This window comes from Achromobacter sp. Marseille-Q4954 (assembly GCF_943737025.1).
GTDB classification, from domain to species: Bacteria; Pseudomonadota; Gammaproteobacteria; order Burkholderiales; family Burkholderiaceae_B; genus Achromobacter; species Achromobacter bronchisepticus_A.
The window spans coordinates 3,581,435-3,605,822 of record NZ_CALSFQ010000001.1 but is presented as its reverse complement, the minus strand read 5'-3'; the positions used below and the strand labels follow the sequence as shown (position 1 = coordinate 3,605,822).

23 protein-coding genes are annotated in these 24,388 nt (G+C 67.3%); 9 read left to right on the top strand and 14 right to left on the bottom strand.

Annotation, left to right across the window (positions count from 1 at the left end):
* Positions 1–15: 15 nt before the first annotated feature.
* From NGK62_RS16890 to NGK62_RS16860, 7 genes are all read right to left on the bottom strand, one after another.
* Complete coding sequence (locus tag NGK62_RS16890; protein WP_251879246.1) at positions 16–882, bottom strand: fumarylacetoacetate hydrolase family protein; 867 nt, start codon at positions 880–882, stop codon at positions 16–18.
* A 27-nt stretch (positions 883–909) separates the two neighbouring features.
* Entirely contained in the window at positions 910–1,656 is a 747-nt protein-coding gene (locus NGK62_RS16885) for an SDR family oxidoreductase (protein WP_251879244.1), read from the bottom strand.
* A gap of 13 nt (positions 1,657–1,669) precedes the next feature.
* Entirely contained in the window at positions 1,670–3,076 is a 1,407-nt protein-coding gene (locus tag NGK62_RS16880; protein WP_251879242.1) for a TRAP transporter large permease, read from the bottom strand.
* A gap of 44 nt (positions 3,077–3,120) precedes the next feature.
* Positions 3,121–3,747, bottom strand: a complete 627-nt coding sequence (locus tag NGK62_RS16875) for a TRAP transporter small permease (RefSeq protein ID WP_205736580.1) — start codon at positions 3,745–3,747, stop codon at positions 3,121–3,123.
* Between the two features lie 64 nt (positions 3,748–3,811).
* Positions 3,812–4,786, bottom strand: a complete 975-nt coding sequence (locus NGK62_RS16870) for a sialic acid TRAP transporter substrate-binding protein SiaP (protein WP_059371372.1) — start codon at positions 4,784–4,786, stop codon at positions 3,812–3,814.
* Positions 4,787–4,847: 61 nt separating this feature from the next.
* Entirely contained in the window at positions 4,848–5,882 is a 1,035-nt protein-coding gene (locus NGK62_RS16865) for an L-idonate 5-dehydrogenase (protein ID WP_251879240.1), read from the bottom strand.
* A 40-nt stretch (positions 5,883–5,922) separates the two neighbouring features.
* Positions 5,923–6,660 (bottom strand): FadR/GntR family transcriptional regulator, encoded by a 738-nt coding sequence (locus tag NGK62_RS16860; protein ID WP_059371370.1) that lies wholly within the window; start codon positions 6,658–6,660, stop codon positions 5,923–5,925.
* Positions 6,661–6,842: 182 nt separating this feature from the next.
* Here NGK62_RS16860 and NGK62_RS16855 point away from each other — a divergent pair, with 182 nt between their 5' ends.
* From NGK62_RS16855 to pyrF, 3 genes are read left to right on the top strand one after another with little or no spacing between them, the layout of a single operon-like run.
* Complete coding sequence (locus tag NGK62_RS16855) at positions 6,843–7,241, top strand: diacylglycerol kinase (RefSeq protein ID WP_054451923.1); 399 nt, start codon at positions 6,843–6,845, stop codon at positions 7,239–7,241.
* A 49-nt stretch (positions 7,242–7,290) separates the two neighbouring features.
* Positions 7,291–8,610 carry an NAD(P)/FAD-dependent oxidoreductase gene (locus tag NGK62_RS16850; RefSeq protein ID WP_118931353.1) on the top strand — a complete coding sequence of 440 codons (1,320 nt, stop codon included), beginning with the start codon at positions 7,291–7,293 and terminating at the stop codon, positions 8,608–8,610.
* A gap of 6 nt (positions 8,611–8,616) precedes the next feature.
* On the top strand, positions 8,617–9,435 hold the full coding sequence (pyrF, locus tag NGK62_RS16845) for an orotidine-5'-phosphate decarboxylase (RefSeq protein ID WP_054451925.1): 819 nt from the start codon (positions 8,617–8,619) through the stop codon (positions 9,433–9,435).
* A gap of 45 nt (positions 9,436–9,480) precedes the next feature.
* Here pyrF and NGK62_RS16840 read toward each other — a convergent pair whose 3' ends face one another.
* The 6 genes from NGK62_RS16840 to ribBA form a co-directional block, all read right to left on the bottom strand.
* A complete protein-coding gene (locus NGK62_RS16840) occupies positions 9,481–10,047 on the bottom strand; it encodes a CinA family protein (protein WP_059371368.1) in 567 nt (188 codons plus the stop codon).
* Positions 10,044–10,550, bottom strand: coding sequence for a phosphatidylglycerophosphatase A family protein (locus NGK62_RS16835; RefSeq protein ID WP_251879604.1), 507 nt, complete (start codon positions 10,548–10,550; stop codon positions 10,044–10,046). Before NGK62_RS16835 ends, NGK62_RS16840 begins: the two co-directional genes overlap by 4 nt.
* A gap of 56 nt (positions 10,551–10,606) precedes the next feature.
* Positions 10,607–11,572: a thiamine-phosphate kinase gene (thiL, locus tag NGK62_RS16830; protein WP_251879238.1), complete on the bottom strand. Its 966-nt coding sequence runs from the start codon at positions 11,570–11,572 to the stop codon at positions 10,607–10,609.
* Between the two features lie 234 nt (positions 11,573–11,806).
* Positions 11,807–12,301 carry a transcription antitermination factor NusB gene (gene nusB, locus NGK62_RS16825; RefSeq protein ID WP_059371366.1) on the bottom strand — a complete coding sequence of 165 codons (495 nt, stop codon included), beginning with the start codon at positions 12,299–12,301 and terminating at the stop codon, positions 11,807–11,809.
* Positions 12,270–12,800, bottom strand: a complete 531-nt coding sequence (gene ribH / locus NGK62_RS16820; RefSeq protein WP_006391339.1) for a 6,7-dimethyl-8-ribityllumazine synthase — start codon at positions 12,798–12,800, stop codon at positions 12,270–12,272. The genes nusB and ribH overlap by 32 nt, the downstream gene beginning before the upstream one ends.
* 10 nt (positions 12,801–12,810) lie before the next feature.
* Complete coding sequence (gene ribBA / locus NGK62_RS16815) at positions 12,811–13,986, bottom strand: bifunctional 3,4-dihydroxy-2-butanone-4-phosphate synthase/GTP cyclohydrolase II (protein ID WP_118931430.1); 1,176 nt, start codon at positions 13,984–13,986, stop codon at positions 12,811–12,813.
* A 151-nt stretch (positions 13,987–14,137) separates the two neighbouring features.
* Between ribBA and NGK62_RS16810 the strand changes: the two genes are divergently transcribed.
* The 6 genes from NGK62_RS16810 to phnE (NGK62_RS16785) all read left to right on the top strand — a co-directional run bounded on the left by NGK62_RS16810 (position 14,138) and on the right by phnE (NGK62_RS16785) (position 19,423).
* Positions 14,138–14,953: an HAD-IIB family hydrolase gene (locus NGK62_RS16810; RefSeq protein ID WP_251879236.1), complete on the top strand. Its 816-nt coding sequence runs from the start codon at positions 14,138–14,140 to the stop codon at positions 14,951–14,953.
* Positions 14,954–14,965: 12 nt separating this feature from the next.
* A complete protein-coding gene (locus tag NGK62_RS16805; protein ID WP_059371364.1) occupies positions 14,966–15,784 on the top strand; it encodes an IclR family transcriptional regulator in 819 nt (272 codons plus the stop codon).
* 161 nt (positions 15,785–15,945) lie between these two features.
* Positions 15,946–16,944 carry a phosphate/phosphite/phosphonate ABC transporter substrate-binding protein gene (phnD, locus tag NGK62_RS16800; RefSeq protein WP_059371363.1) on the top strand — a complete coding sequence of 333 codons (999 nt, stop codon included), beginning with the start codon at positions 15,946–15,948 and terminating at the stop codon, positions 16,942–16,944.
* Positions 16,945–16,950: 6 nt separating this feature from the next.
* Entirely contained in the window at positions 16,951–17,721 is a 771-nt protein-coding gene (gene phnC, locus NGK62_RS16795) for a phosphonate ABC transporter ATP-binding protein (protein ID WP_054451933.1), read from the top strand.
* Positions 17,718–18,602: a phosphonate ABC transporter, permease protein PhnE gene (gene phnE / locus NGK62_RS16790; protein ID WP_118931355.1), complete on the top strand. Its 885-nt coding sequence runs from the start codon at positions 17,718–17,720 to the stop codon at positions 18,600–18,602. Before phnC ends, phnE (NGK62_RS16790) begins: the two co-directional genes overlap by 4 nt.
* Positions 18,599–19,423: a phosphonate ABC transporter, permease protein PhnE gene (gene phnE, locus NGK62_RS16785; protein ID WP_251879234.1), complete on the top strand. Its 825-nt coding sequence runs from the start codon at positions 18,599–18,601 to the stop codon at positions 19,421–19,423. The genes phnE (NGK62_RS16790) and phnE (NGK62_RS16785) overlap by 4 nt, the downstream gene beginning before the upstream one ends.
* Positions 19,424–19,494: 71 nt before the next feature.
* Here the strand turns inward: phnE (NGK62_RS16785) and NGK62_RS16780 are convergent, their stop codons facing one another.
* Complete coding sequence (locus NGK62_RS16780; RefSeq protein WP_251879232.1) at positions 19,495–24,318, bottom strand: autotransporter domain-containing protein; 4,824 nt, start codon at positions 24,316–24,318, stop codon at positions 19,495–19,497.
* Between the last annotated feature and the right edge of the window lie 70 nt (positions 24,319–24,388).

Sequence of the window (24,388 nt, the reverse complement as noted above, 5' to 3'; positions counted from 1 at the left end):
GGCGTTCTCGCGCCGCTAACCGTCGATCAGCGCAGGGTCCCAGGCGTGGACGCGCTGCCGCTGCTCGCCCAGGCCGGCAATGCCCAGTCGCATCTCGTCGCCGGCCTTCAAGTACACGGGCGTCGGCTTCTGGCCCATGCCCACGCCCGGCGGCGTGCCGGTGCTGATCAAGTCGCCCGGGTACAGGGTCATGAAGCGGCTGACGTAGGACACCAGCTGCGCCACGCCGAACACCATGGTGCGCGTGCTGCCGTTCTGATAGCGTTTGCCGTTGACGTCCAGCCACATGTCCAGCGCCTGCGGGTCGGCGATCTCGTCGGCGGTGACCAGCCACGGGCCGACCGGGCCGAAGGTGTCGCAGCCCTTGCCCTTGTCCCAGGTGCCGCCGCGCTCGATCTGGTATTCACGTTCGGACACGTCGTTCACCACGCAATAGCCGGCCACGTGGTTCATGGCCTCTGCCTCGCTGACGTAGCGGGCCCGCTCGCCGATCACCACGCCCAGTTCCACTTCCCAGTCGGTCTTGACGGACTCTTGCGGCAGCACCACCGGATCGTTGCAGCCGACCACGGCCGAGGTCGGTTTCATGAACACCACGGGCTCGGCCGGCACTGGCAGGCCCGACTCCGCTGCGTGGTCGGCGTAGTTCAGGCCGATGCAGATGAACTTGCCCATGCCGCTCCAGGGCGGCGCCAGGCGGCCCGGGCGATCCACCAGCGGCAGGCTGGCCGGGTCCAGCGCACGCAGCGGCGCAAGGCCCGCGCGCGTGAGCGTGGCGGCGCCTATGTCCGGCAGGACCGCCGACAGGTCCCGCACCTGCCCGCGGGCGTCCAGCATTCCGGGCTTCTCCGCGCCTTTCGCACCATAGCGCAACAGTTTCATCGCATGTTCCTCATGTGTAGTGAATGTTCAGTTGGACCAGCCGCCGTCGATGACCTGGGCCGTGCCGGTGGTGAAGGCGGACTCGTCGCTGGCAAGGTACACCGCCAGCAGGGCGATTTCCTCCGCGCTGCCGATGCGGCCCATGGGTTGGCGGGCGACGAAAGCGGCCTCCACCGCGGCCAGCGTCTGCCCGCCGGCGCTGGCCTGCGCCTCGATGCGCTGGCGCAGCGAAGGCGATTCCACCGTGCCCGGGCAGATGGCGTTGCAGCGTATGCCCTGCCCGACGTAATCCGCCGCCACGGACTTGGTCAGCCCGATCACCGCCGCCTTGGTGGCGCCATAGACGCAGCGGTTGGGCGCACCCTTGATGCTGGACGCCACCGAGGCCATGTTGACGATGGCGCCGCCGCCGCGCGCCAGCATGCCGGGCAGGCAGGCGCGGATCATGCGGTACATGGATTTCACGTTCAGTTCGAACGAGAAGTCCCAGGCCTTTTCGTCGCAGTCCAGGATGGTCCCGGCATGCACGAAACCGGCGCCGTTGAACAGCACGTCCACCGGTCCGGCCTCGGCGGCCAGCGCGCCGATGGCGGCGGCGTCGGTCACGTCCAGCGTGCGGCGCCGGCATCCCGCCAGCGTCTCCAGCGCGCCGCCGTTGATGTCCAGCGCCAGCACGTCGGCGCCTTCGCGGACGTAGGCCTCGGCCACGGCGCGGCCGATGCCTTGCCCTGCGGCGGTGACGATGGCGGTCTTGCCTTGCAGCCTTCCAGTCATGACGTCTTCCTTTTTACTTGGCCATGCCCATGACGCCGGGCAGCCAGAGCGTGATCTGAGGGATATAGGTAATGGCGATCAGCGCCACGAACAGCGGCACCAGCCACGGCAGGATCGCAACCGTGGTCCGTTCCACCGACAGCTTGGACACGCGCGCCAGCACGAACAGCACCATGCCCATGGGCGGATGCAGCAGGCCGATCATCAGGTTCAGCGTCATGATCAGGCCGAAATGGATCGGATCGATGCCCAGCTTGAGCACGATGGGCAGCAGGATCGGCACCAGGATGGTGATGGCGGCTATGGTGTCGATGAAGCAGCCCACGATCAGGATCAGGACGTTGGCCATCAGCAGGAACACCCACTTGTTCTGCGTCACGCTGAGAATGCCGTCGGTCAGCGCCTGGGCCGCCTGGGTGGTGGTCAGCAGCCACGCGAACACCGAGGCGGCGGTGACGATGAACAGCACCGAGGCCGTGGTCTCGATGGTGTCGAAAATCGCTTTGGCCAGGGTCCGCAAGGTCATGGAGCGATAGCGCACCAAGCCCAGGAACAGCGCCCAGATCACCGCAGCCACGGCGGCCTCGGTGGGCGTGAACCAGCCCAACGTCATGCCGCCGATCAGGATGACGGGGGCCATCAGCGCCATCACCGCCGAGAAGTTGTAGCGCCAGTCCAGCGCCAGCAACACGGCAAAGGCGATGCCTGCGGCCAGGTTGGCCGACACGCCGGCCTCGGTCATCAGCCAGATCGCCAGCGGGAAGGCCAGCACGATGCCGACTTCCAGCCCGGCGGCGCCCAGCCGCTTCCAGTCGAAGGACACGTCGCCGCCCCAGTTGTTGCGGCGCGCGTAATAGGCCACGGTCAGCATCATCAGCACGGTCAGGACCGCGCCGGGAATCAGGCCGGCCAGGAACAGCGAGCCGATCGACACGTTGGCCATCATGCCGTAGATGACGAAGGGCAGCGACGGCGGGATGATGGGGCCCAGCGTGGCCGAGGCAGCCGTCACGCCCACCGCGAACTCGGTCTCGTAGCCATGGTCCTTCATGGCCTTGATTTCGATGGTGCCCAGACCCGCGGCGTCGGCGATGGCGGTGCCCGACATGCCCGCGAACACCACCGAACCGATGATGTTCACCTGCCCCAGGCCGCCGCGCATCCAGCCCACCAGCGCCACGGCGAAGTTGTAGATGCGGCCGGTAATGCCGGCGATGTTCATCAGGTTGCCGGCCAGGATGAAGAACGGCACGGCCAGCAGAGGAAAGGACTCCACCCCCGCGATCATGCGCTGCGCCACCACCACGTCGGGCACGCTGCCCGAAATCAGCACGAACAGCAGCGATGCGCCCGCCATGGCCACCGCCACCGGCAGGCCGAAGATCATCAACAGCAGAAAGGTTCCGATCAGTATGCCCATGTCTCGCTTCCGGTTGTCGTTGTCGGATTCCGGGGCTGCCCCGGCTAGTCCTGCGACTCGTAGGCCGCGGGGTTTTCCAGGATGGAGTAGCCCTGGCGCCAGTTGCAGACCGACACCTGCACCGAGCGCAGGAACATCAGGACGAATCCCGCCAGCGCCATCCAGTAGACATAGGCCTTGTTCCAGAACAGCGTGGTCATGGGCTCGTCGCCCACCAGTACGATGTAGCGGTAGGTGAGCCACACGGCATAGCCGAAGAACGCCGTGCGCAGCAGGTCGATGATGGTGGCCAGCGCGCGGCCGACGGGGCGCGGCAGGTAGCGGTACAGGAAGTCCACCTGGATGTGGCGGCAGGCGCGCACGCACATGGACGAGCCGATGAACACCACGCCGATCAGGCAATAGACGGCCAGTTCCTCGGTCCAGGCGTAGGAGTCGTTAAGCACATAGCGCGAAAAGAACTGCAGGAAGACCAGCAGCGCCATGACCCAGAATATGCCCAGGCAGATCCAGTCCTCGGGCTGGTAGCCCGCCAGGCTGACCTCGTGGCGGTCGGCTTCCTCGAAACTCTGGACGATCTCCTGCGCCGTGGCGGGCGGCTGGTGCCCCGCGGGATGGACAGGGTTGCTGCTGGCGGCCGCCATCACGGCGGCCTTGGCATCGGAATGCATGGCGTTCCCCTTGTGCGGAATCGGACGGGTCGATGCGGGGCCGCCCGGGCGGCCCCGGGCGCGCTTACTTCACGGCCTGGATCCGTTCCCAATCCGATTTTTCGTAGCCGTACTGCTTGAACGGCACTTTCTCCAGCACGGTGTCGCGGAAGTCCTGGACGTTCACCTCCGCCACGTTCAGGCCGCGCTTGCGGAACACTTCGACCATCTTCTTCTCGCTTTCGGCGACCTCGGCGGAAGCCTTTTCGGCCGCCTGCTGCGCCACTTCGGCGAAGATCTTCTTGTCCTCGTCGGACAGGCTCTTCCACAGCTTGCCCGAGATCACGGTGTTCAGGTGATCGACGATATGGCCCGTGAGGATGATGTTCTTCTGCACTTCGTAGAACTTCTTGGCCTCGATGGTGGTGAGCGGGTTCTCCTGCGCCTCCACGGTCCCGTTCTGCAAAGCCAGGTAGACCTCGGCGAAGGCGATCGGCGCGGTATTGGCGCCGCAGGCGCGCGGCATGGCCAGATAGGCGGCCACGTCAGGCACGCGGATCTTCAGGCCTTTCATTTCGGAACACTTGGTGAAGGGCCGGTTGGACGTGGTCTGGCGCGTGCCGTAGTAGGTGGTGGCGACGATGTGGTTGCCGCTTTTCTCGTCGTAGCCGCGCGTGAGTTCCTTGTAGATATCGCTCTTGGTGTAGGCGATCAGGTGCTCGGGATTGCGGAAGATGTAGGGATAGTAGGTGACGCCGATGCGGGGAAAGCTCTTGGCCGCGAAGCTGGAGCCCGAGATGATCATGTCCACCGTGCCCAGGGTCAGGCCCTGGTTGATGTCGTTTTCCTTGCCCAGCTGCGAGGCCGGGTATACGTCGATCTGGTAGCGGCCGTTGGTGCGCTTGCCGATTTCCTGCGCCGCCCAGACGGAGGCGGTATGGAAGGGTTCGGATGTTTCGTACACGTGGGCCCACTTGAGCTTGGTCTGCGCCATTGCGCTGCCGCTGGCGGCGAGCGCCAGGGCGGCGACCAGCGCCTTGACGGCGTTGCCTAGGTTCATGTCGTCTCCTCGTTGTTTTTTGAATGCCCGGCGTGGCGGCCCATGGTGAGCCGCCAGCGGGTCACGCTTCAACTACAAGTTGCACCTTGGTACTGCGACTGCGATCCGCCGCCAGCTCGAAGGCCTCGACCGCCTGCGACAACGGCAACTGCGCGCTCATCAGGGGCCGCACGTCCACCTTGCGCGTACGCAGATAGGAGACGGCCCAATCGAACTCCACGCCCGCACGGAACGCGCCGACGTAGTCGAGCTCCCGCGCCATGATGTTGTTGGCCGGAAACGCGATGCCCTCGGCGGGCAGCGTTCCCACTTGCACAATGCGGCCGCCGCGCCGCGTCGCCGTCAGGCAGGTCGCCAGCGCCGCAGGGCTGCCGGCGGCCTCGATGCTGATGTCGGCGATATCGGCCAGGTCGGCGGGCGCGAGCTGGTCGCTGCGTACGGCCTCGTCGGCGCCGACCTGACGGGCCATGTCCAGCGGCCGGTCGGCCACGTCCGCCACGGTCACGTGGGCCGCGCCCGCCAGCCTGGCGGCGAGCACGGTCATGCAGCCTATGGTGCCGCCGCCCGTGACCAGCACGCGCTTGCCCATCATCGGACCGGCCCGGTTGACGCCATGCAGTCCGATGGACAGCGGCTCGGCACAGGCGATCTCGCCCAGCGTGACGTCCGCTTCCGGCACCGGCGTGAGTTGGCGTTCGCCCATCACGAAGCGCTCGCGGAACATGCCTTGCACGTGCGGATAGATGCTGGCGCTGCCGAGAAAGCGCATGTTGCGGCACAGATTGTCGCGGCCGGCACGGCAGTAATCGCAGCCCCCGCAAGGGTGGGAAGGATTGATGGCGACCTTCATGCCCGGCGCTACCGACTTCACGGCAGCGCCCGTGCGCAGCACCACCCCGGAAGCCTCATGGCCGGGAATCAAGGGTTCGCGGATGACGAAGGCACCCACGCGGCCATGCAGGAAATAGTGCAGGTCGGATCCGCAGATGCCCGCGGCGCCCAGCCTCAGCTCCACTTCGTGCGGCGCCAAGGGCGCGACTTCGTCCGGTTCCAGGCGCAAATCGCGCGCCCCGTGGATGCGACAGGCCAGCGTCATGACGACTTGCTCCTTGGCATTGCGGACGGCCGTAAGGCGCTCATGGTTCCGCCTGCTCCCGGCTGTCCAACGGCAGGCCGGACGCGTCCGCGCCGGGCCAGCTTGCGGTAAGGCGGTCATGCGAGCAGGCCAGATGGTGGTGCATGGCGGCGCGCGCGCCGCGGTCGTCGCCGGCGCGGATGGCGTCGATCACCTTGCGATGTTCGGCGATGGCGGCCTCCCAGCTGGAAGGATTCTCGAAGTAGTCGCCCAGTTTCACGGACAGCGGATTGTGGCGCTCGTCGAACAGTTCGCTCACCACGCGCACCAGCACGGCGTTGTTCGCCATTTCGGCGACACGCAGATGGAACAGCCGGTCTCCGCGGATCGGCACATTGCCGGCCAGCGCCTCGTCTTCCATGGTGCCGACGGCTTCGGCCAACCCGTCCACCAGCGCGGGCGTATTGCGCAACGCGGCCTGCGCGGCCAGTTCGCCCTCGATCACCTGGCGGGCGCGTATGGTTTCCAGCGGGCTTTCGGCGGTCAGGCTGGCGCGCGGCCCGCCCGCCAGGCTTTGCACATAGACGCCCGAACCCATGCGGACTTCCACCCAGCCTTCGACCTCCAGCGCGATCAGCGCCTCGCGCACCGAAGGACGCGATACGCCGAGCTTGAGCGCGAGATCGCGCTCGGGCGGCAAGCGCGCGCCGGCCGGAAACTCACCCGACTCGATCAGCAGGCGAAGCTGGTCGGCGATCTGGCGATACAGGCGGCGGGGTTCGATGGTCTGGATGGGCATGGACTGCGGGTGTACCGGTGGATAAGTCAGGCCAAAAGGTAAAGTGGCCTTACCAATTGACCAAATCTTGCGCCGGTCCCGGATGCGTCACAATTAGGGTTTGCCCAAAGATGCGCGCGATGGCTTCGCGGGCAATGCATATCTGTTAAAAAGCCGCCACACCCAGCCCATTTTCCGTACCCATGTCACAGAATCCGCATCATTCGCCCTACAAGAGCACCGGCGGCCTGCGCCGCATCCTGAATGCGCTGCGCTACTCCCTGCAGGGCCTGCAGGCGGCCATCAAGTACGAGGCGGCTTTCCGCCAGGAGCTGGCGCTGGCCGTCCTGATGATCCCGGCCGCGTTCTTCCTCGGCCGCACCACGGTTGAAGTGTTTTTTCTGGTGGGCACGGTGATCATGGTGCTGGCGGCGGAGCTGCTGAACTCCGCCATCGAGGCGCTGGCCGACGCGCTTTCCGTCGAATCGCACCCGCTCCTGGGGCGGGCCAAGGACCTGGGTAGCGCCGCCGTGATGCTGCTGCTGATCTTCGCCGGCACGGTCTGGGTCGGCGTGGCCATCAGCCGATTCGTCATGCATTGACACGGCTAGTCATCTCCTGGGAGATGCGCCGCTATTTATACTGGAAGCCATGATGCCTAGATCGACGCCCGACTCCTCTGAGCGCATTGTCATCGTCGGCGGCGGCGCCGGCGGCCTGGAATTGGCAGCCAAGCTGGGCCGCGTGCATGGCCGGCAGCACATCACGCTGGTCGACAGCCGCCCCTTCCATATCTGGAAGCCTTCGCTGCACGAAGCTGCCGCCGGCACGCTGGACATCCACCAGGAAGGCCTGTCCTATCTGATGCTGGCCCACATGAACGGGTTTTCGTTCGCGCAGGGCCGCCTCGAACACATAGACCGCGAGCAGCGCCGGATCACGGTGGACGCCGTGAACGACGCGCAAGGCCAGGAAGTCCTGCCGCGCCGCGAACTGGCCTACGACACGCTGGTGCTGGCCCTGGGCAGCACGTCCAATTTCTTCAATACCCCTGGCGCGGCGGAACACGCGGTCACGCTGGACTCCACCGAGAACGCGGAGCAGTTCCGCCTGACCATGCTCAAGGCCATGGCCCTGGTGGACCAGGCCAAGGTGCGCAATCCTTCGGCCCGGCTGGATCTGGTGATCGTGGGCGGCGGCGCCACGGGCGTCGAGCTGGCGGTGGAGCTGGTCGAGGCCAGCCACGTGGTCAGCGCCTACGGCCTGCCGAATTTCCGCGCCGAACGCGATCTGGCCATCACCCTGGTGGAAGGCGCCCCGCGCATCCTGTCGGCCCTGCCCGAGAAAATCTCGGTCGCGGCCACCAACCGCCTGACGGAACTGGGCATCCGGGTGGAAGCGTCCTGCCGGGTCTCGGAAGTCACCGCCGACAGCGTCAAGACGGCCGACGGCCGCGAATTCCCGGCCCAGCTATGCATGTGGGCGGCGGGCATCCAGGGCCCGGCCCTGTTGGCCGACCTGGACCTGCCGCTGAACAAGGTGGGCCAACTGGAAGTCAATGAACGGCTGGAAACCGCCGATCCGCACATCCTGGCGCTGGGCGACTGCTGCGCCGCGCCGTGGCGCGACGGCCGCAGCGTGCCGGCCCGCGCCCAGGCCGCGCATCAGCAGGCCGACTACCTGGCCAAGAAGCTCACCGCGCGCCTGCGCCATACGCCCGAGCCCACCGCGCCCTACGTCTACGAGGACCACGGTTCGCTGGTGTCGCTGGGCCAGGACGCCGGCGTCGGCAGCCTGATGGGCAAGCTCGCCGGACGAGGACTGTTCGTAAGCGGTACACTGGCACGCCTGATGTACATGAGCCTGCACCTGATGCACCACAAAGCGGTGCTCGGCATCTCGCGTACCGCCTCCCTTGCCCTGGCCCGCCTGCTCATGCGGCGCACGCGCCCGCGGGTCAAACTGCACTGAACTCCCATGAATTTCCTGCAAAAACTCGAACACGCCTGGACCACCAGCAACTCGCTCCTGCAAGTCGGGCTGGATCCCGATCCGCAGCGCTTCCCCCGCGAACTGCAGGACAAGCCGGACGCCATCTTCCAGTTCTGCCGCGACATCGTGGACGCCACCGCGCCCTATGCCTGCAGCTTCAAGCCGCAGATCGCCTACTTCGCCGCGCACCGCGCCGAAGACCAGCTGGAAGCGCTGTGCCAGCACATCCGCGAAAAGCATCCCGACCTGCCCATCGTGCTGGACGCCAAGCGCGGCGACATCGGCTCCACCGCCGAAAACTACGCCCGCGAAGCCTACGAGCGCTACCAGGCGCACGCGCTGACGGTCAGCCCCTACATGGGCCTGGACTCGGTCGAGCCCTATCTGGCGTGGCGCGACCGCGGCGTGATCGTGCTGTGCCGCACCTCCAACCCCGGCGGTTCGGACCTGCAATTCCTGAAGATGGACAATGGCGAGCCGCTGTACCTGCACGTCGCGGGCCTGGTCGCCGACAAATGGAATGCCAACGGCCAGTGTGGCCTGGTGGTGGGCGCGACCTTCCCGAATGAGCTGGCCGCGGTGCGCGCACGCATCGGCGACGCGGTGCCCCTGCTGGTGCCGGGCATCGGCGCCCAGGGCGGTGACATCACCGCCACCGTGAACGCGGGCGCCAACGCGGCCCGCAGCGGCATGATGATCAACTCGTCCCGCGCCATCATCTACGCCAGCGGCGGCGACGACTGGCGCGAGGCCGCCGGCACGGCGGCCAAGGGCCTGCGCGACGCGATCAACGCGGTGCGCTGATCCGGCACGGGGGCCTCGCGCCCCCAACCGCGCAAGCCCAGTCCTTCAGCGCCGGTTGACCGGCGCTCCCAACAACTCCAGCAGCCCGCGCAGCGCGTAGTCCACCGCCGCCTGGCGCACTTGCGCGCGGTCGCCCGGGAACACGTGTGTGACGGCGCGGCTGCTGATGCCTTCGCCCGAACGCTGCGCAAAGCCAAAGCACACCATGCCCACCGGCTTGCCCGGCGTCGCGCCGCCCGGCCCGGCGATGCCGGTCGTGGACACCGCCACATGCGCGGCGGGGGACGCCAGCAGCACGCCGTTGGCCATCTCCAGCGCCACCGGTTCGCTGACGGCGCCAAAGTGATGCAAGGCATCGGGCGACACGTCCAGTTCAGCAACCTTGGCTTCGTTGCTGTAGGTCACGAAGCCGCGCTCGAACCAGTCGCTGGAACCGGCCACCGCCGTCATCGCCCCGGCCAACAGGCCGCCGGTGCAGGATTCCGCCGTGCCCAGCATCCAGCCCTTGCGCCGCAGCGTTTCGCCTAGCCGTTCGGCCAGCGCCAGCGAGGTGGCTTGCGCCAACTGTTCGGCCGACAGATTGGGCCGGGTGCTTTCTTGTTGTCCGTTCATCCCAAGACTCCTGTGCGCACGACCAGCGCCATGATCAGCAGGGCATATCCGGCCGCCACGATATCGTCCCACATCACGCCGAAACCGCCCTTGATGTGAGCGTCGAAGAACTTGATGGGAGGCGGCTTGACGATGTCGAACGTGCGGAACAGCACGAACGCCAGCGCCTGCGGCAACCAGCCCGTGGGCGTCAGCCAGAGCACCAGCCAGAACGCCACCATCTCGTCCCAGACCATTCCGACATGATCCGACTGCTGGAGTTCACGGCCGACGCGATGGCAGGCCCAGCAGCCGTACAAAAATGCCAGCGCCAGGAATGCGCCGATCGCCCAGTCCGACGCGGCGGGTGCCGCGGCGACCCAGATTGCCCAAGCCAGCAGCGTGCCCCAGGTACCCGAGGCCGGCCGGATCAGGCCGCTGCCGAAGCCGAACGCGATGAGCCGGCCCGGATCGCGGCAGACCCAGGACAAGGGCGGGTAGGCAGTCCGGGCGCGGTCGCGCATGGAGGTAGGACGGTTGTCGGTGGACGGCATGGGTATGCGGGTTGGGACGCGGCGGATCAGGCCGCGGGAAAATGATCGAAACCGGCCGGCAGGTCGTTCAGGGGCTGGCCCTGGCCGTCCAGCACGGACAAGCCCGGCTGCGCCTGGATCTGCCCCACGCGCGTCACGCGCGCGCCGGCCGCAGCCGCCGCCGCAAGCACGGCCTCGCGCCGGGAGGCGGGCGCGGTAAAGCATAGCTGGTAGACGTCGCCGCCACCCAGCACCGCGCGGCGCAGCGGCGCTTCTTGCAGGCCAGCCAGGGCGGGTGACATGGGCATCGCGGCGTAATGCAGCGTGGCGCCCACGCGGCTGGCAGCCAGGATATGGCCCAGGTCCTGCAGCAGTCCGTCGGAAATGTCGATGGCGGCATGGGCGATGCCACGCAAGGCCAGACCCAGCGCTACCTGAGGCTCAGGCCATTCCAGCGCGCCGCGCGTCGCCGCGAGCAGCGCCGCATCGGCAGGGTACTGCCCGTCCAGCAGGCGGTAGGCCACGTCGGCCGCCCCCAGCTCTCCGGATACCCAGATGTCGTCGCCAGCCTGGGCGCCATCCCGGCGCAATGCCCGCCCGGCAGGCACGCCGCCGAACACGGTGACGCTGATGGCAAGGTCATGCGCGCTGCGCGTCGTGTCGCCGCCGATCAGCGGGCAGCCATGGGCGGCGGCCAGCGCGTGGAAGCCTTCGGCAAACGCCGCCAGCCAGGGCTCGTCCAGCCGCGGCAAGGCCAGGCCCAGCACGCAACCGATGGGGCGCGCGCCCATGGCGGCCAGGTCGGACAGGTTCACCGCCAGGGCCTTGTGCCCCAGCGACTTCGGATCCACATCGGGAAAGAAATGGCGGCCTTCCAGCAGCAGGTCCGTGCTGGTGGCCACCTGTTCGCCGGGAGGAACCGGGAACAGGGCGCAATCATCGCCCACGCCCAGCAGGCCGGCAGGAGCCGCGCGGGTGAAATAGCGCGCGATCAAATCAAATTCGGACGCCAAGGCAACTCCGCAGTCCGGCACGGCAGGCCGGCATTGAAACCCACGGGGGCTTGCCGCCCCCACAAATCATGCGGCGCGCCCCGCAACTCGGAAGAAACCCCAACCCACTCCTCGCGCGGCAAGACCTCGCGGCAAGAAACAGGTGCCCCCCCAATCCGGGCCGCGCGGATCCGGCTCCGCCGGTCCGCAGCGGCGCCCCCCTGGGGGGGAAGCGCGCAGCGCTTCGGGGGGTAATTACCTCTTATTGACTTCGTGGGCGCGCACGTCGGCCGCCAGCTTGTCGAGCACGCCGTTGACGAACTTGAAACCGTCGGTGCCGCCGAACGATTTGGCCAGTTCGACAGCTTCATTGATGGCGACCTTGTACGGCACTTCGACATGATGGATCAGTTCGAAGCTGCCGATCAGCAGGATGCCATGCTCGACAGGCGACAGTTCGGCCAACGGACGGTCGACGTAGGGCGTGAAACGCTGGCGCAGCGCGGGCGCTTCGCGCAGCACGCCATGCAGCAAGGTCTTGAACCACTGCGCGTCGGCCTCGGAAAAATCCTCGGTGTCGCGCAGATGGGCGTCGATCTCGCCGGCGTCCTGCGTGCCCTCGCCGCCGCGCAGCAGCCACGCGTACACGCCCTGCAGGGCGAATTCGCGGGCGCGGCGGCGCGCGCTGCGCGCGTTGGCGCGGGCCTGCGCCGCGCTATCAGCGCTGGTCGTCGTCTTCTTCGTCGTCAAAATCTTCGTCCTCGTCTTCGTCGTCTTCGTCTTCTTCCTCGGGCTCCAGGGCCGCCACCAGGTTGGCCATTTCAACGGCCACCTGGGCGCAATCGCGGCCCTTGCCGGCCGCGCGCGCCTGCGCCTGCTCGTCGGTATCGACGGTCAGCACGCCGTTGGCGACGGGGATGCCGGTTTCCAGGGAAATACGGGTGATTGCCGTGGCCATTTCATTGCTGACCACTTCAAAGTGATAGGTCTCGCCGCGGATGACCGCGCCCAGCGCGATCAGGGCGTCGAATTCAAACGTTTCGGCCATGTGGGACAGGGCCACGCCCAGTTCCAGGGCGCCCGGAACGGTGGCGACCATGACGTCGCGCTCGTCCACGCCCAGTTCGGCCAGTTCCTTCAGGCACGCTTCGAGTTCGGCCTGGCCGATTTCCTCGTTGAAGCGGGCGCGTACGATGCCGATGTGCAGCCCTTCGCCGTTCAGGTCGGGGGTAAGGATGTAAGGGTTCATAGGTCGGCCTTCAGTGTGTTGCGGGAGTATTCGGAGGGTCGCAATCGTAACCCGTAATGGTGAGCGAGAAGCCCGCCATGCTGGGCATCTTGCGCGGGCGGGCCAGCAGCTTCATCTGGCCCACGTGCAGGTCACGCAGAATCTGGGCGCCAATCCCGTAGGTACGCAGGCCGTAGCGGTCGGCATTGCCGGGGTTGGCCTGGGCCTTCGGGTCGTTCCAGCCAGCGATCTGACCAAACAGGTGTTCCGTGGACGACTGGCAGTTCATCAGCACCAGCACCCCGGCGGGTGCGGCCGCGATGGCCTGCAAGGCCTGCGCCACGCCCCAGCTGTGCGGGCTGGCGCCAGTGTCCAGCACGTCCAGCACGGAGGCCGGCTCGTGCACGCGCACCAGCGTCTCGGCGTCGGGAGTCACGTTACCATGCACCAGCGCCAAATGGGCGGAGCCGGTGGCGGCGTCTTCATAGGCCACGGCCTCGAATTCGCCCCAGGCGGTCTGCATGGTGCGCTTGCCCACCCGCTTGACGATGGATTCGTGTTCGCTGCGGTACTGGATCAGGTCGGCGATGGTGCCGATCTTCAGGCCGTGTTCGCGGGCGAACTGCACCAGGTCCGGCAGGCGGGCCATGGTGCCGTCGGGCTTGAGGATTTCGCAGATCACGGCGGCGGGCGTCAGGCCGGCCATGGCGGTCAGGTCGCAGCCCGCCTCGGTGTGGCCGGCGCGCACCAGCACGCCGCCGGGCACGGCGCGCACCGGGAAGATGTGGCCGGGCTGGACCAGGTCAGCCGGCTTGGCATCGCGCGCCACCGCCACCTGGATGGTGCGGGCGCGGTCAGCGGCCGAAATGCCGGTCTCGACGCCTTCGGCGGCTTCGATCGACTGGGTGAAGTTGGTGCCGTAGCGCGTCCCGTTGCGGGCCGCCATCAGGGGCAGATCGAGCTGGCGGCAGCGCTCTTCGGTCAAGGTCAGGCAGACCAGGCCGCGGCCGTGCGTCACCATGAAGTTGATCGCTTCGGGCGTGACGAATTCGGCGGCCATGACCAGGTCGCCCTCGTTTTCACGGTCTTCCTCGTCAACCAGGATGACGATGCGGCCGGCGCGCAGCTCGGCGATGATCTCGGCAACCGTAGCGATGCCGAAGGATTCCGGCTCGGAGCCGGGCAAAGGGGACAACTGGACGGACATGGCGGGCACGTAAACCAGGCGGGAAAGCCCGGATTTTACCGCTCCTGGAGGCGGAACCCCTATCCGGCCCTGCCAGCCCCGCCAGCCGGGGGTGTCCGGTAAACTTTCGCCCGGAGACCACCCCTTAAAAACCGAGCCAAGGAAACCCCACATGCAAGCCCTTGCGGCCATGCCTTTGACCGTCGCGGCGGCCGTCCGCGTCGTGCTGACCGACATCGACGACACGCTGACCACCGAAGGCCGCCTGCCGGCGGACGCCTATGCGGCGCTGGACCGCCTGGAACAGGCCGGCATCCAGGTCGTGCCCATCACCGGCCGCCCGGCCGGCTGGTGCGACCACATCGCCCGCATGTGGCCGGTGCGCGCCGTGGTCGGCGAAAACGGCGCCTTCTATTACGCCTACGACCGCCAGGCCCGCCGCATGACCACCCACTACTGGACCGACGCCGCCTCGCGCCAGGCCAGCCGCAGGAAGCTGGACGCCATCCGCGACCGCGTCCTGGCCGAAGTGCCCGGCGCCGCCGTGGCCAGCGACCAGGACTACCGCGTGGCCGACCTGGCCATCGATTTCTGCGAGGACGTGCCCGCCCTGCCCGATTCCGCCATCAGCCGGATCGTCCAGATCTTCGAGGAAGCCGGCGCCCAGGCCAAGGTCAGCTCCATCCACGTCAACGGCTGGTTCGGCGACTACGACAAGCTCACCATGACGCGCACCATGTTCCAGCGCGAGTTCGGCGCGGACGTGGCCGGCGCCCTGGACAGCACCCTGTTCATCGGCGACTCGCCCAACGACGAGCCCATGTTCGCCTACTTTCCGATTTCGGTCGGCGTGGCCAACATCCAGGCCCAGCTGCACCGCCTGACCCACCGCCCCGCCTTCGTCGCCGCCCACCATGGCGGCGCGGGCTTCGTCGAAATGGCCGACCGGCTGCTCGCCGCGCGGTCCACCCAAGCACAGCCGGCCTGAGGTCCGCACACCGTGGCGACATCCCCTTCCGCTTCCTCCCCGGCCGCCAACGACGGCCGCCGCAGCATCCAGTCGATCGAGGTGGGCGTGCCGCTGCTGGCCGCCCTGGTCGACGCCGGCAAGCCCCTGACCCTGCGCGACCTGGCCGCGGGCGCCGGCATGACCTCGGCCAAGGCGCACCCCTACCTGGTCAGCTTCATCCGAGTCGGCCTGGTGCAGCAGGACGCCATCACCGGCCAGTACGAGCTCGGCCCCTTCGCCCTGCAGATGGGGCTGGTCAGCCTGCAACGCCTGGACCCGGTGCGCGTCGCCATGCCGGAGATCGCCAAGCTGCAATCGGAGATCGGCCACACCCTGGGCATTGCCGTGCTCGGCTCGCACGGCCCCACCATGATCCACATGACCGAGGCCAGCTACCCGGTCCACGTGAACATGCGCAAAGGCACGGTGATGTCCATGCTGCACACGGCCACCGGCCTGGTGTTCGCGGCCTGGCTGCCGCCCAAGGTCAGCGAACACTACATCGCGCGCGAGGAAGGCGACACCGCCGTCATCGCCAGCACGCCGCCCCCGCGCAAGGCCTCCCGCGCCAATATCGAAGCGCAGCTGGCGGACATCCGCGTGCACGGCATGGCGCGCGCGCTGGGCAACCCGCTGCCGGGCGTGGACGCGCTGTCGGTCCCGGTTTTCGACAACACCGGCAACATCGTCCTGGCCCTGACCAGCCTGGGTCCCACCGGGCTGTTCGACGTGGCATGGGACGGCGCCATCGCCCGGCCGCTGCTGGCCTGCGCGCAGGAAATCTCGCGCAAGCTCGGGCACCGGAGTTGACCGGATGAAATTCGCGCAAAAACGAACATAAATCGAACAAAGCGAACAAAAGCCGAAAAGAAACACAGGGACTTTCCCGAGTGCGTCCCCTCCTCTTCCATGTTTGAATTCAAGTTGAATTAAGTGACATGTCACACAAACAAAGAAAGAGGAGACACAAGATGCAAGCTCTGCGCCTGCTTCAAGCGGCTACGCTGGCCGCCTTCGCCCTGGGCGCGTCCGCCGCGCAAGCCGCCGACGCCTGCCCCAACCGCGGCGACCTGGACCAGATGTACTGCGACGCCAACAAGGACCTGGTGGCCGACACGCCCACCGATCCGGCCAAGCTGAAGACCCCGTCCACCCTGGTGTTCACCTACACCCCGGTGGAAGACCCGGCGGTCTACGAAGACATCTTCAAGCCCTTCACCAAGCACCTGTCCGAATGCACGGGCAAGCGCGTGGTGTTCTATCAGGTGCAAAGCAACGCCGCGGAAATCGAGGCCATGCGCTCGGGCCGCCTGCACGTGGGCGGCTTCTCGACCGGCCCGACCGCCTTCGCCGTGAACATCGCGGGCGCAGTGCCGTTCGCGGTCAAGGGCTATGCCGACGGCTTCCAGGGCTACAACCTGATCGTCATCGTCAAGAAGGACAGCCCCTACCAGAAGCTGACCGACCTCAAGGGCAAGAAGCTCGCGCACACCGCGCCGTCCTCGAACTCTGGCCACATGGCGCCGGTGGCGCTGTTCCCCAAGGAAGGCCTGACCCCCGACAAGGACTACAAGGTCATCTTCTCCGGCAAGCACGACCAGTCCGTCATGGGCGTGAACTCCGGCGACTACGACGCCGCGGCCGTGGCCTCGGACGTGTTCAAGCGCATGGTCGAGCGCGGCCAGGTCAAGGAAGCCGACTTCCGCGTGATCTACAAGAGCGAGAAGTTCCCGACCTCGTCGTTCGCCTACGCGCATGACCTGGAGCCCAAGTTCCGCGACCAGATGCTCAAGTGCTTCTACGACTACCGCTTCCCGGCGGAAATGTCCAAGGCCTTCGACGGCGCCGACCGCTTCTATCCGGTGACCTACGAGAAGGACTGGGCCATCGTGCGCCAGGTCGCCGAATCGGGCGGCGAAAGCTTCAACCGCGCTGCCTACGACCGCGAATCCGCCAAGAGCAAGAAGTAATTCCGTATGACGACGTCGCTACGCATTTCCGGCCTGGTGAAGGAATACCGGGCCGGCAGGCCGGTACTCAACGGCATCGACCTGCAAATCGCGGGACAGGGGCTGACCGCCATCATCGGCCCCTCGGGCACCGGTAAAAGCACGCTACTGCGTTGCATCAACCGGCTGATCGAACCCACCAAGGGCGAGATCGTGCTGCAGTCGAAGGACGGGTCCGTGGACCTGGCCCGCGTGCGCGGCGCGTCGCTGCGCCGCGCGCGCCGCCGCATCGGCATGGTGTTCCAGGAATACAACCTGGTCGAACGCCTGACGGTCATGGAAAACCTCCTGACCGGACGGCTGGGCTACACCTCCGCCGTCAAGGCATGGATGCGCCGCTTCGAGCCCGAGGACATCCAGCATGCCTACAAGCTGCTGGACACCGTGGGCCTGGCGGGTTTCGCCGACCAGCGCGCCGATGCGTTGTCGGGCGGCCAGCGCCAGCGCGTGGGCATTGCCCGCGCGCTGATGCAGCGCCCGCAGCTGCTGCTGGCCGACGAGCCCACCTCCTCGCTGGATCCCAAGACCTCCGTCGAGATCATGGAGCTGCTGTCCGAGCAGGGCAGCGCCACCGGCATTCCCGTCATCGTCAACATCCACGACGTCGAACTCGCCCGCCGCTATGCCACCCGCATCGTCGGCATGTCCGGCGGCCACGTGGTCTATGACGGCGACGGCCAGGGGCTGGACGCCGCCATGCTCAAGACCATCTACGGAGGCGAGTCTTGGCTGGAATGATCCAACCCAAGGGCGCCCGCCCCTTCGCCATGTCCGGGCGCGCCAAGGCCGGCGTGCTGTTGCTGCTGGCCTACACGCTGTACGCGGGCGCGCAGCTGGACTTCAGCTGGGCGCGCTTTGAAACCGGCATGGGCCACGCGTCCACCTTTCTTGCGCGCATGTTTCCGCCCAACTTCGAAAAGCCCGCCACCTTGTGGAAGGGCATCGCGGAAAGCCTGGAGATCGCGGTACTGGCCTCGGTCCTGGGCATCATCATCGCCCTGCCCATCGGCTTGCTGGGCGCGCGCAACATGATGCCCACCTGGGTATCCTGGCCCGCCCGCGCCATCGTGGCCCTGTGCCGCGCGCTGCACCCGGTCATCGTCGCCATCCTGTTCGTCAAGGCGGTGGGCTTCGGCGCGCTGGCCGGCATTCTGGCGCTGACGGTGGCCTCGGTCGGCTTCATCGGCAAGCTGTTCACCGAAGCCATCGAAGAGATTTCGTTGAAGCAGGTGGAAGCCGTGCGCGCCACCGGCGCCTCGTTCGCCAACGTGATCATCTTCGGCGTGCTGCCGCAGGTGTTCGCCCGCTTCATCGGCTTTGCCACCTACCAGTTCGACTCCAACCTGCGCAACTCCACCATGGTGGGGATCGTGGGCGCGGGCGGCGTGGGCGGCACGCTGTTCTCGGCGTTCCAGCGTTTTGACTATGACTTCGTCAGCGCCATCCTGCTGACCCTGATCGCCATCATCATGCTGGGCGAAATCCTGGCGGGCTTCGTGCGCGCCGTGTTCCTGGACAACCTGGGTTTCGACCGCATCCTGCAAGGCCGCTTCGCGGGTGCGCGCGGCCTCGGGGGCAGCGCAACGCCGGTCAAGCGCCGCGCGGAGGTGGACGAATGAACGCCCACGCCTCCACCTTCAATCCGGCGGGTTCGCCGCGCGTCTGGCAGCGCTACAGCATGGGCCAGCGCCTGTTGCGCTTTGCGCTCTACCTGCTGGTGGTCGCGGCCATCGTGCAGGCGATCCGCGGCGTCGAGATCATCCCGGAGTTCCTGTACGACGCGCCCGAGCAGATGGCCGACCTGTTCCGGCGCATGTGGCCGATAGACTGGGCCTACTACCCGGAAGGCGTGCACGGCGCGCTGATCGAAACGCTGCACATCGCCACGCTGGGCACCATCCTGTCCGTGGTGATGGCGGTGCCGGTGGGCTTGCTCGCGGCCAACAATCTCACGCCCAGCAAAACCGTCAACATGCTGGCCAGGTTGATCCTGGTGTCCAGCCGTTCGGTCAACTCGCTGGTGTGGGCGCTGCTGTTCATCGCCATCTTCGGGCCGGGCGCGCTGGCCGGCACGCTGGCCATTGCGTTCCGTTCCATCGGCTTCGTCGGCAAGCTGGTCGGCGAAGCCATCGAGGAAGCGCAGCGCGGCCCGATCGAGGCCGTCACCGCCACCGGCGCCAGCAAGGCATCGGTAATCTGGTATGCCTACTGGCCGCAGATCCGCCCCGCCTTCTGGTCCATCGTGCTGCTGCGCTGGGACATCAATGTGCGCGAATCGGCCGTGCTCGGGCTGGTGGGCGCCGGCGGCATCGGCATGGCGCTGGACACCGCGCTGAACCTGTTCCAGTGGGACCGCGTGGCCCTGGTGCTGGCCGCCATCTTCGCCGTGGTCGTGGTGGCCGAAATCATCATCACCCAGGTCCGCAAACGCATTCTCTGACGCGTCCGCGGATCCCTACAGCGTTCCTTTGCTCCGCCCGGACAACGGGCGGTTTTTTTTGCGCCGACGAATCAGAACCGCACGCTCACCCCGGCCCTGACGCCGTGGTTCTGCGCCCCGCTTGCGAGCTGCCCTTGGTATGACAGATCGAACGACACCTTGCGCGACACCTGCACATCCAGCCCCGCCTCCAGCACGGCGCTGTTCTTGGCGATGGGCACGCCGGCCACGGTAAAGGCATCGCCAGCGGAGAATGCCTGGGTCGCTGTGGGCTTCAAGTCACCGAAGGCGTAGCGCCAGCCCAGCGATCCCCGGGCCGTGGCTTGCGCGCCGCCCAGCTCGAACCCGGACATGACCCGCGAGCCGAGCGTCGTGTAGGTGGTCTCGGTGGTCTGGCTGCTTGCGCGCAGCGCCGCTGCGCCGCCGCTCTCGTTGTAGCCGTCGGTCTTGAGATTGACGTAAGCCAGGTTGGCGAACGGCTCGAACGCGGCGACGCTAGTGTCGATGCGATAGCTGAGGTCGGCAAAAGCCTGGACCGTGCGGCCATCGTAATTGGCCTTGAGGCGGTCTGAGTAACCCGGCATGGAAACCGAGCGCCGAGTGGCGATGTCGTGCCAGCTATAGGCCAGCCCGCCGCGCAGGCCCAGCGCGCCCCATTGGCCGCCGCCATAGGCGCCGAGATGGTAGTTGTCGCTGTCGCCCGAAGACGCGCGGTCGCGCACATCGAAATCCGTGCGGGTGTAGCCCGCCATCAGGCCCAGCCGCCAGGCATCGGAAACCGGCGCATCCACGCCCAGCAGAAAGCCGCCGGTCGAGCTCTTGACCTGGGCGGCATTGCCGTCGCCATCGGTCTGGCGCCAGGAACCCAGCCCCTGTATCCAGCTGGCTGGCCCCATCGCAGTTGCCGGAGCCAGACGGGCGCCGCCCCCGGCGGACGCCAGCACCGGCGCCGCCGAAGCGCCGACCGCGCCTGCGGCCGAACGCAGGCGCTCGTTGGCGGCGTCGCGCACGTAGCGGCTGTCCTCAAGCAGCACGGTCTTGGCCGATGCATGGATTTCGCCGGATAGCTGGTCGAAGCTGGAGCGCAACAGGCCCTTGTCGTCCGGCAGCGTGGCGATCGCATCGTATAGCCCATTGCCCGCCGCCATGCCGATGCTGTCGATGGCGCCCGCTGCGGCGTGCTGGTTGCGCGTGTTGGCGGCCGAAGCCATTGCGGTGCCGTTGCGCGTCAATTCCAGCGAGACGCGGCCGGCGCCGTAGTCATAGCCAAGTTTCGGCGTCAGGAAGGCATAGTCGGAGGTCACCGTGTCGAAGCGGCCGGACAAGGTGCCATCAGCCGCCAATATCGTGTAGACGGAACGCAGCCCGTAGCCGCCGCCGATGCCGATATGCGCGACGGAGCCGCCATTGATCGTGGCATTGCCGGTGACATGGATGAGATCGGCATCGGCGCCCTGCGGATTGGTTTCCACGGCGTAGCGCGCGCCATTCTCGATGACAAGATTGCCATCGACAGTCAGCGTGCCGATGGAATTGCCCGGCGCCAGCGTGCCGCCGGCCGCCACCGTGACCACCGAGCCGACGCCCGAGCCTATGGTCCCCCGGCCTCCGAGCACGCCGCCCTGGCCGATGGTGAGCGCGCCGCCCAGCTTGCCGTTCAAGGCCAGCCGGCCGCCCAGCACCGTGGTGCTGCCGGTAAAGCCCGAGCTGTCGCCGGTCAGCCCCAGCGTGCCGGCGCCGTTCTTGACCAGCGCACCGCCGCCGGAGATGGCGCCGCCGAACGTTGCATTCGCGCCTTGGTCGAACACCAGGGTGCCGTTGTTATCGACATTGCCCCGGATCGACCCGGCATTGCCGATCAGCGCGCCCTCCTGGATCTGGGTGTTGCCATAGGCGTTGCCCGCGTTGTCCAGCCGCAGCGTGCCGGCGCCAGTCTTGATCAGGTCTGCATTGCCCGAGACTGCGCCGACCAGCCCCAACGTCGCGCCGCCAGCCACCTCGAAGCGTCCGGCCTGGGTCAGCGTCATGGCGCGCGCGGTATCGAAGGACGCCGATGCCGCCAACGTGCCGCCGCTGAATGCCACGCCGCCAGACGCCGCGCCCAGGTTCGCATCGCTTGCGACCTGCAAGGTGCCTGCGGCGATCGTAGTGCCGCCGCTATAGCTGTTGTTGCCGCTGAGAACCAGCGTACCGCCGCCGCTCTTGGCCAGCGCGCCTGCGCCCGAGACCGCGCCGGTCAGGCCCAGCGTGGCGCCCGTGGTCACGTCGAATCGCCCCGACTGCGCCAAGGCGACCGTGCGCGCGATGTCGAAAGTGGCCGTGGCCGCGAGCGTGCCGTCGCCGAAGGCCAGGCCGCCGGCCGTTGCCCCCAGGTTGGCATCGCGGTCGATCTGCAGCGTGCCGCTGGCAATCGTCGTCCCCCCGCCGTGGCTATTGCTGCCGCTCAAGACCATCGTGCCCGCGCCGCTCTTGACCAGTGCCCCAGCGCCCGACACCGCGCCGGTCAAGCCCAGCGTGGTGTCCGCCGCGACGTCGAAACGTCCGCTCTGCGCCAGCGTGACGGCGCGCGCGGTGTCGAAGCTGGCGGTGGTCGCCAGCGTGCCGTCGCCGAAACGCAGCCTTCCGGCGGCAGCGCCCAGGTTGGCATCGCGATCGACCTGCAACGTGCCGCCTACGATGGCCGTGCCGCCGCTGTACGTGTTGGCGCCTTGCAGCACCAGCGTGCCTGCGCCGGTCTTGGTCAAGCTCTTGCCGTCCCAACCGGCGGCGGCATTGGCGGCCTGGTCGGAAAGCGGCACCCCCAGCGTGAACCGGTTCGACGCATCAGCCAGCGTGAAAGTGCCATGGGCCAGGTTGTTGTTGGCGGTCCAGCTCAGGCCGTAGGTGGCAAGGTACTGCTTGTTGTCCGCGGACTTGCGCGTGTTGACGGTGAGATAGTCGACCTCTCCGGTAAAACCGCCCACGCTGACGGCGCCGAAATCACCGTCGATACCGCCCGTGGGCGCCTCGATCAACACGGTATTGAGCCCGCTCTTGTCGGCGATGCCGCTCAGCCTGAACACCACGCCATCGCCCAGCGTGACCTTGTTTGCCTGCAACAACGGGCTGCCCGTACCGGCCATCAAGTCCAGCACGGTGCCATCGGCCATTTCCACGTCGCCCGTGACCGCCAGCGTGGCGCCCCGATGCACCGCCAGCGTGCTGCCGGCGCCTGAGACATTCAGGTTGCCGCTCAGGGTGTTGGCCGCGCCCGTGGCGCCGTCTCCGTACTGCAAGACCCCGCCCGTGACGGCGGCCGAACCTCCCAACTGGCCCAGCACCACCAGCTTGCCGCCCGACACCGTGGTCCTGCCCCGGAATGAGCTATTGGCGCCCGTCAGCAACGTGGTACCGGCGATCTGGTTCAGACTATGTGTGCCGGCGCCTGTGCTCAACAGCGGCGTCGAAAACGTGTACGCGGGCTCGGTATGGTTGAAGTTCACGGTGGCAATACCGGCGCCGAACTGGATCGCGCTGGCGTTGAGCGTGCCGGCGCCTACGGCCGGCTGCCCCGCCGCCGCGCCGATATTGATCGTGCCGGTGGTGGGAAAGATAAAAAACCGGTCCTGCGCCAGCGAAACGGTCCCCCCACCGTTCGCGCCGACGTTGACAGCGCCGCCTTGCGCGATCGTCAGGGTGCCCGCCCCCAATCCCGTACCGAACCCCAGGATCATCGCGCCGCTGTTGTCCCAGATGGAGCCGGCGCCACGGACAACGACGCTGCCGTTGCCATTCACGCTGCCCACATAGCTGTCTTTGTTCGAGACGAAGCCCCCCGCCTCGATACTCAGAATGCCCCGACCGTACACATCGCCCACCCTGAGCTCGCCGCTATTGGTCCAGGCCGAGCCGCGTCCCGACACCAGGAAGACGCCGCTGCCGTCCTCCTCGCGCCCGACGACGCCATCGACGCTGGTCACATACCCACCCGCCAGAATCGAAACGCTGCCCATCCCGCCTTCGGTGCCAACCAGCAGCGTTGCGCGATTGCTCCAGAGCGACCCGACATCGGAAACCGTCACTTTCGCCGCTCCGTTCTGCTGAGCAGCCACCGTTGCAAACTGGTTCGAGACCGTACCGGTACTGGAGATGCTCAGCTCTCCGAGTCCGGCGCCGCCGACAAAAAGGTTGTCCGTCAGCGCCCAGGTCGAACCGGGGCTGAACACGCTGACCCGGGCCGTGGCGCCGGGAGCTTGCCCGGCATCGATACGTCCTTCGGTGGTGCCCAGAATGTTGAGAATCTGCAGGCTCCCACCCGTGACGGTGGTCTTGCCGACGAAGCCTGAACTGTCGCCGACCAGCCGCGTGGAGCCCGCATAGTGATTGAGCTGATGCGTGCCTGCATCCCTGCTGACCAGCGCCGCGCCGAAGTCGTGAAAACTGTTGGTGTTGAAGTTCAGCGTGCCCGTGCCCGCGCCGAACTCGAGTAGCGACGTCGCCAGGAAACCCGCGCCCACGGGTGCAGCGCCAGGAGCCGCGCCGATGTTGATCGTGCCTTGAGCCGAGGCCGAGTCGGCCAAAATCACCGTGTAGCCCGGCGATATCGTCACCTGGCCGCCGTCGGCGGCGGTCAATGTTCCTACACCGGATATGCCCACATATAGCGGGGCGAAGGCCACCAAATTTGGACCTGTGTAGGGTGCGAAAGTAGTATCGCCGGTAAAGGTGACCATCGGCCCCGCCTGCGCTTGGCCGGCCGCACCCAGGGCCGCCAGCAGCATCGCCATGAAGGGCAGGCGTCTGCGCGCGGATCTGCTTGCATGGCGGCCGCCCTTGCCTTGCCCACGGACGTGCTCGCTTACAACTTGCCACAAGCCCGCGCTACGGTTGAAGACAATGCGATACGTACGGTTCATGGCGCTCTTCTGTAATCGTGGCCCGCTCGGGCTGACGCCATGCGGACGCGTGTGGAATCGGATGGCGCGG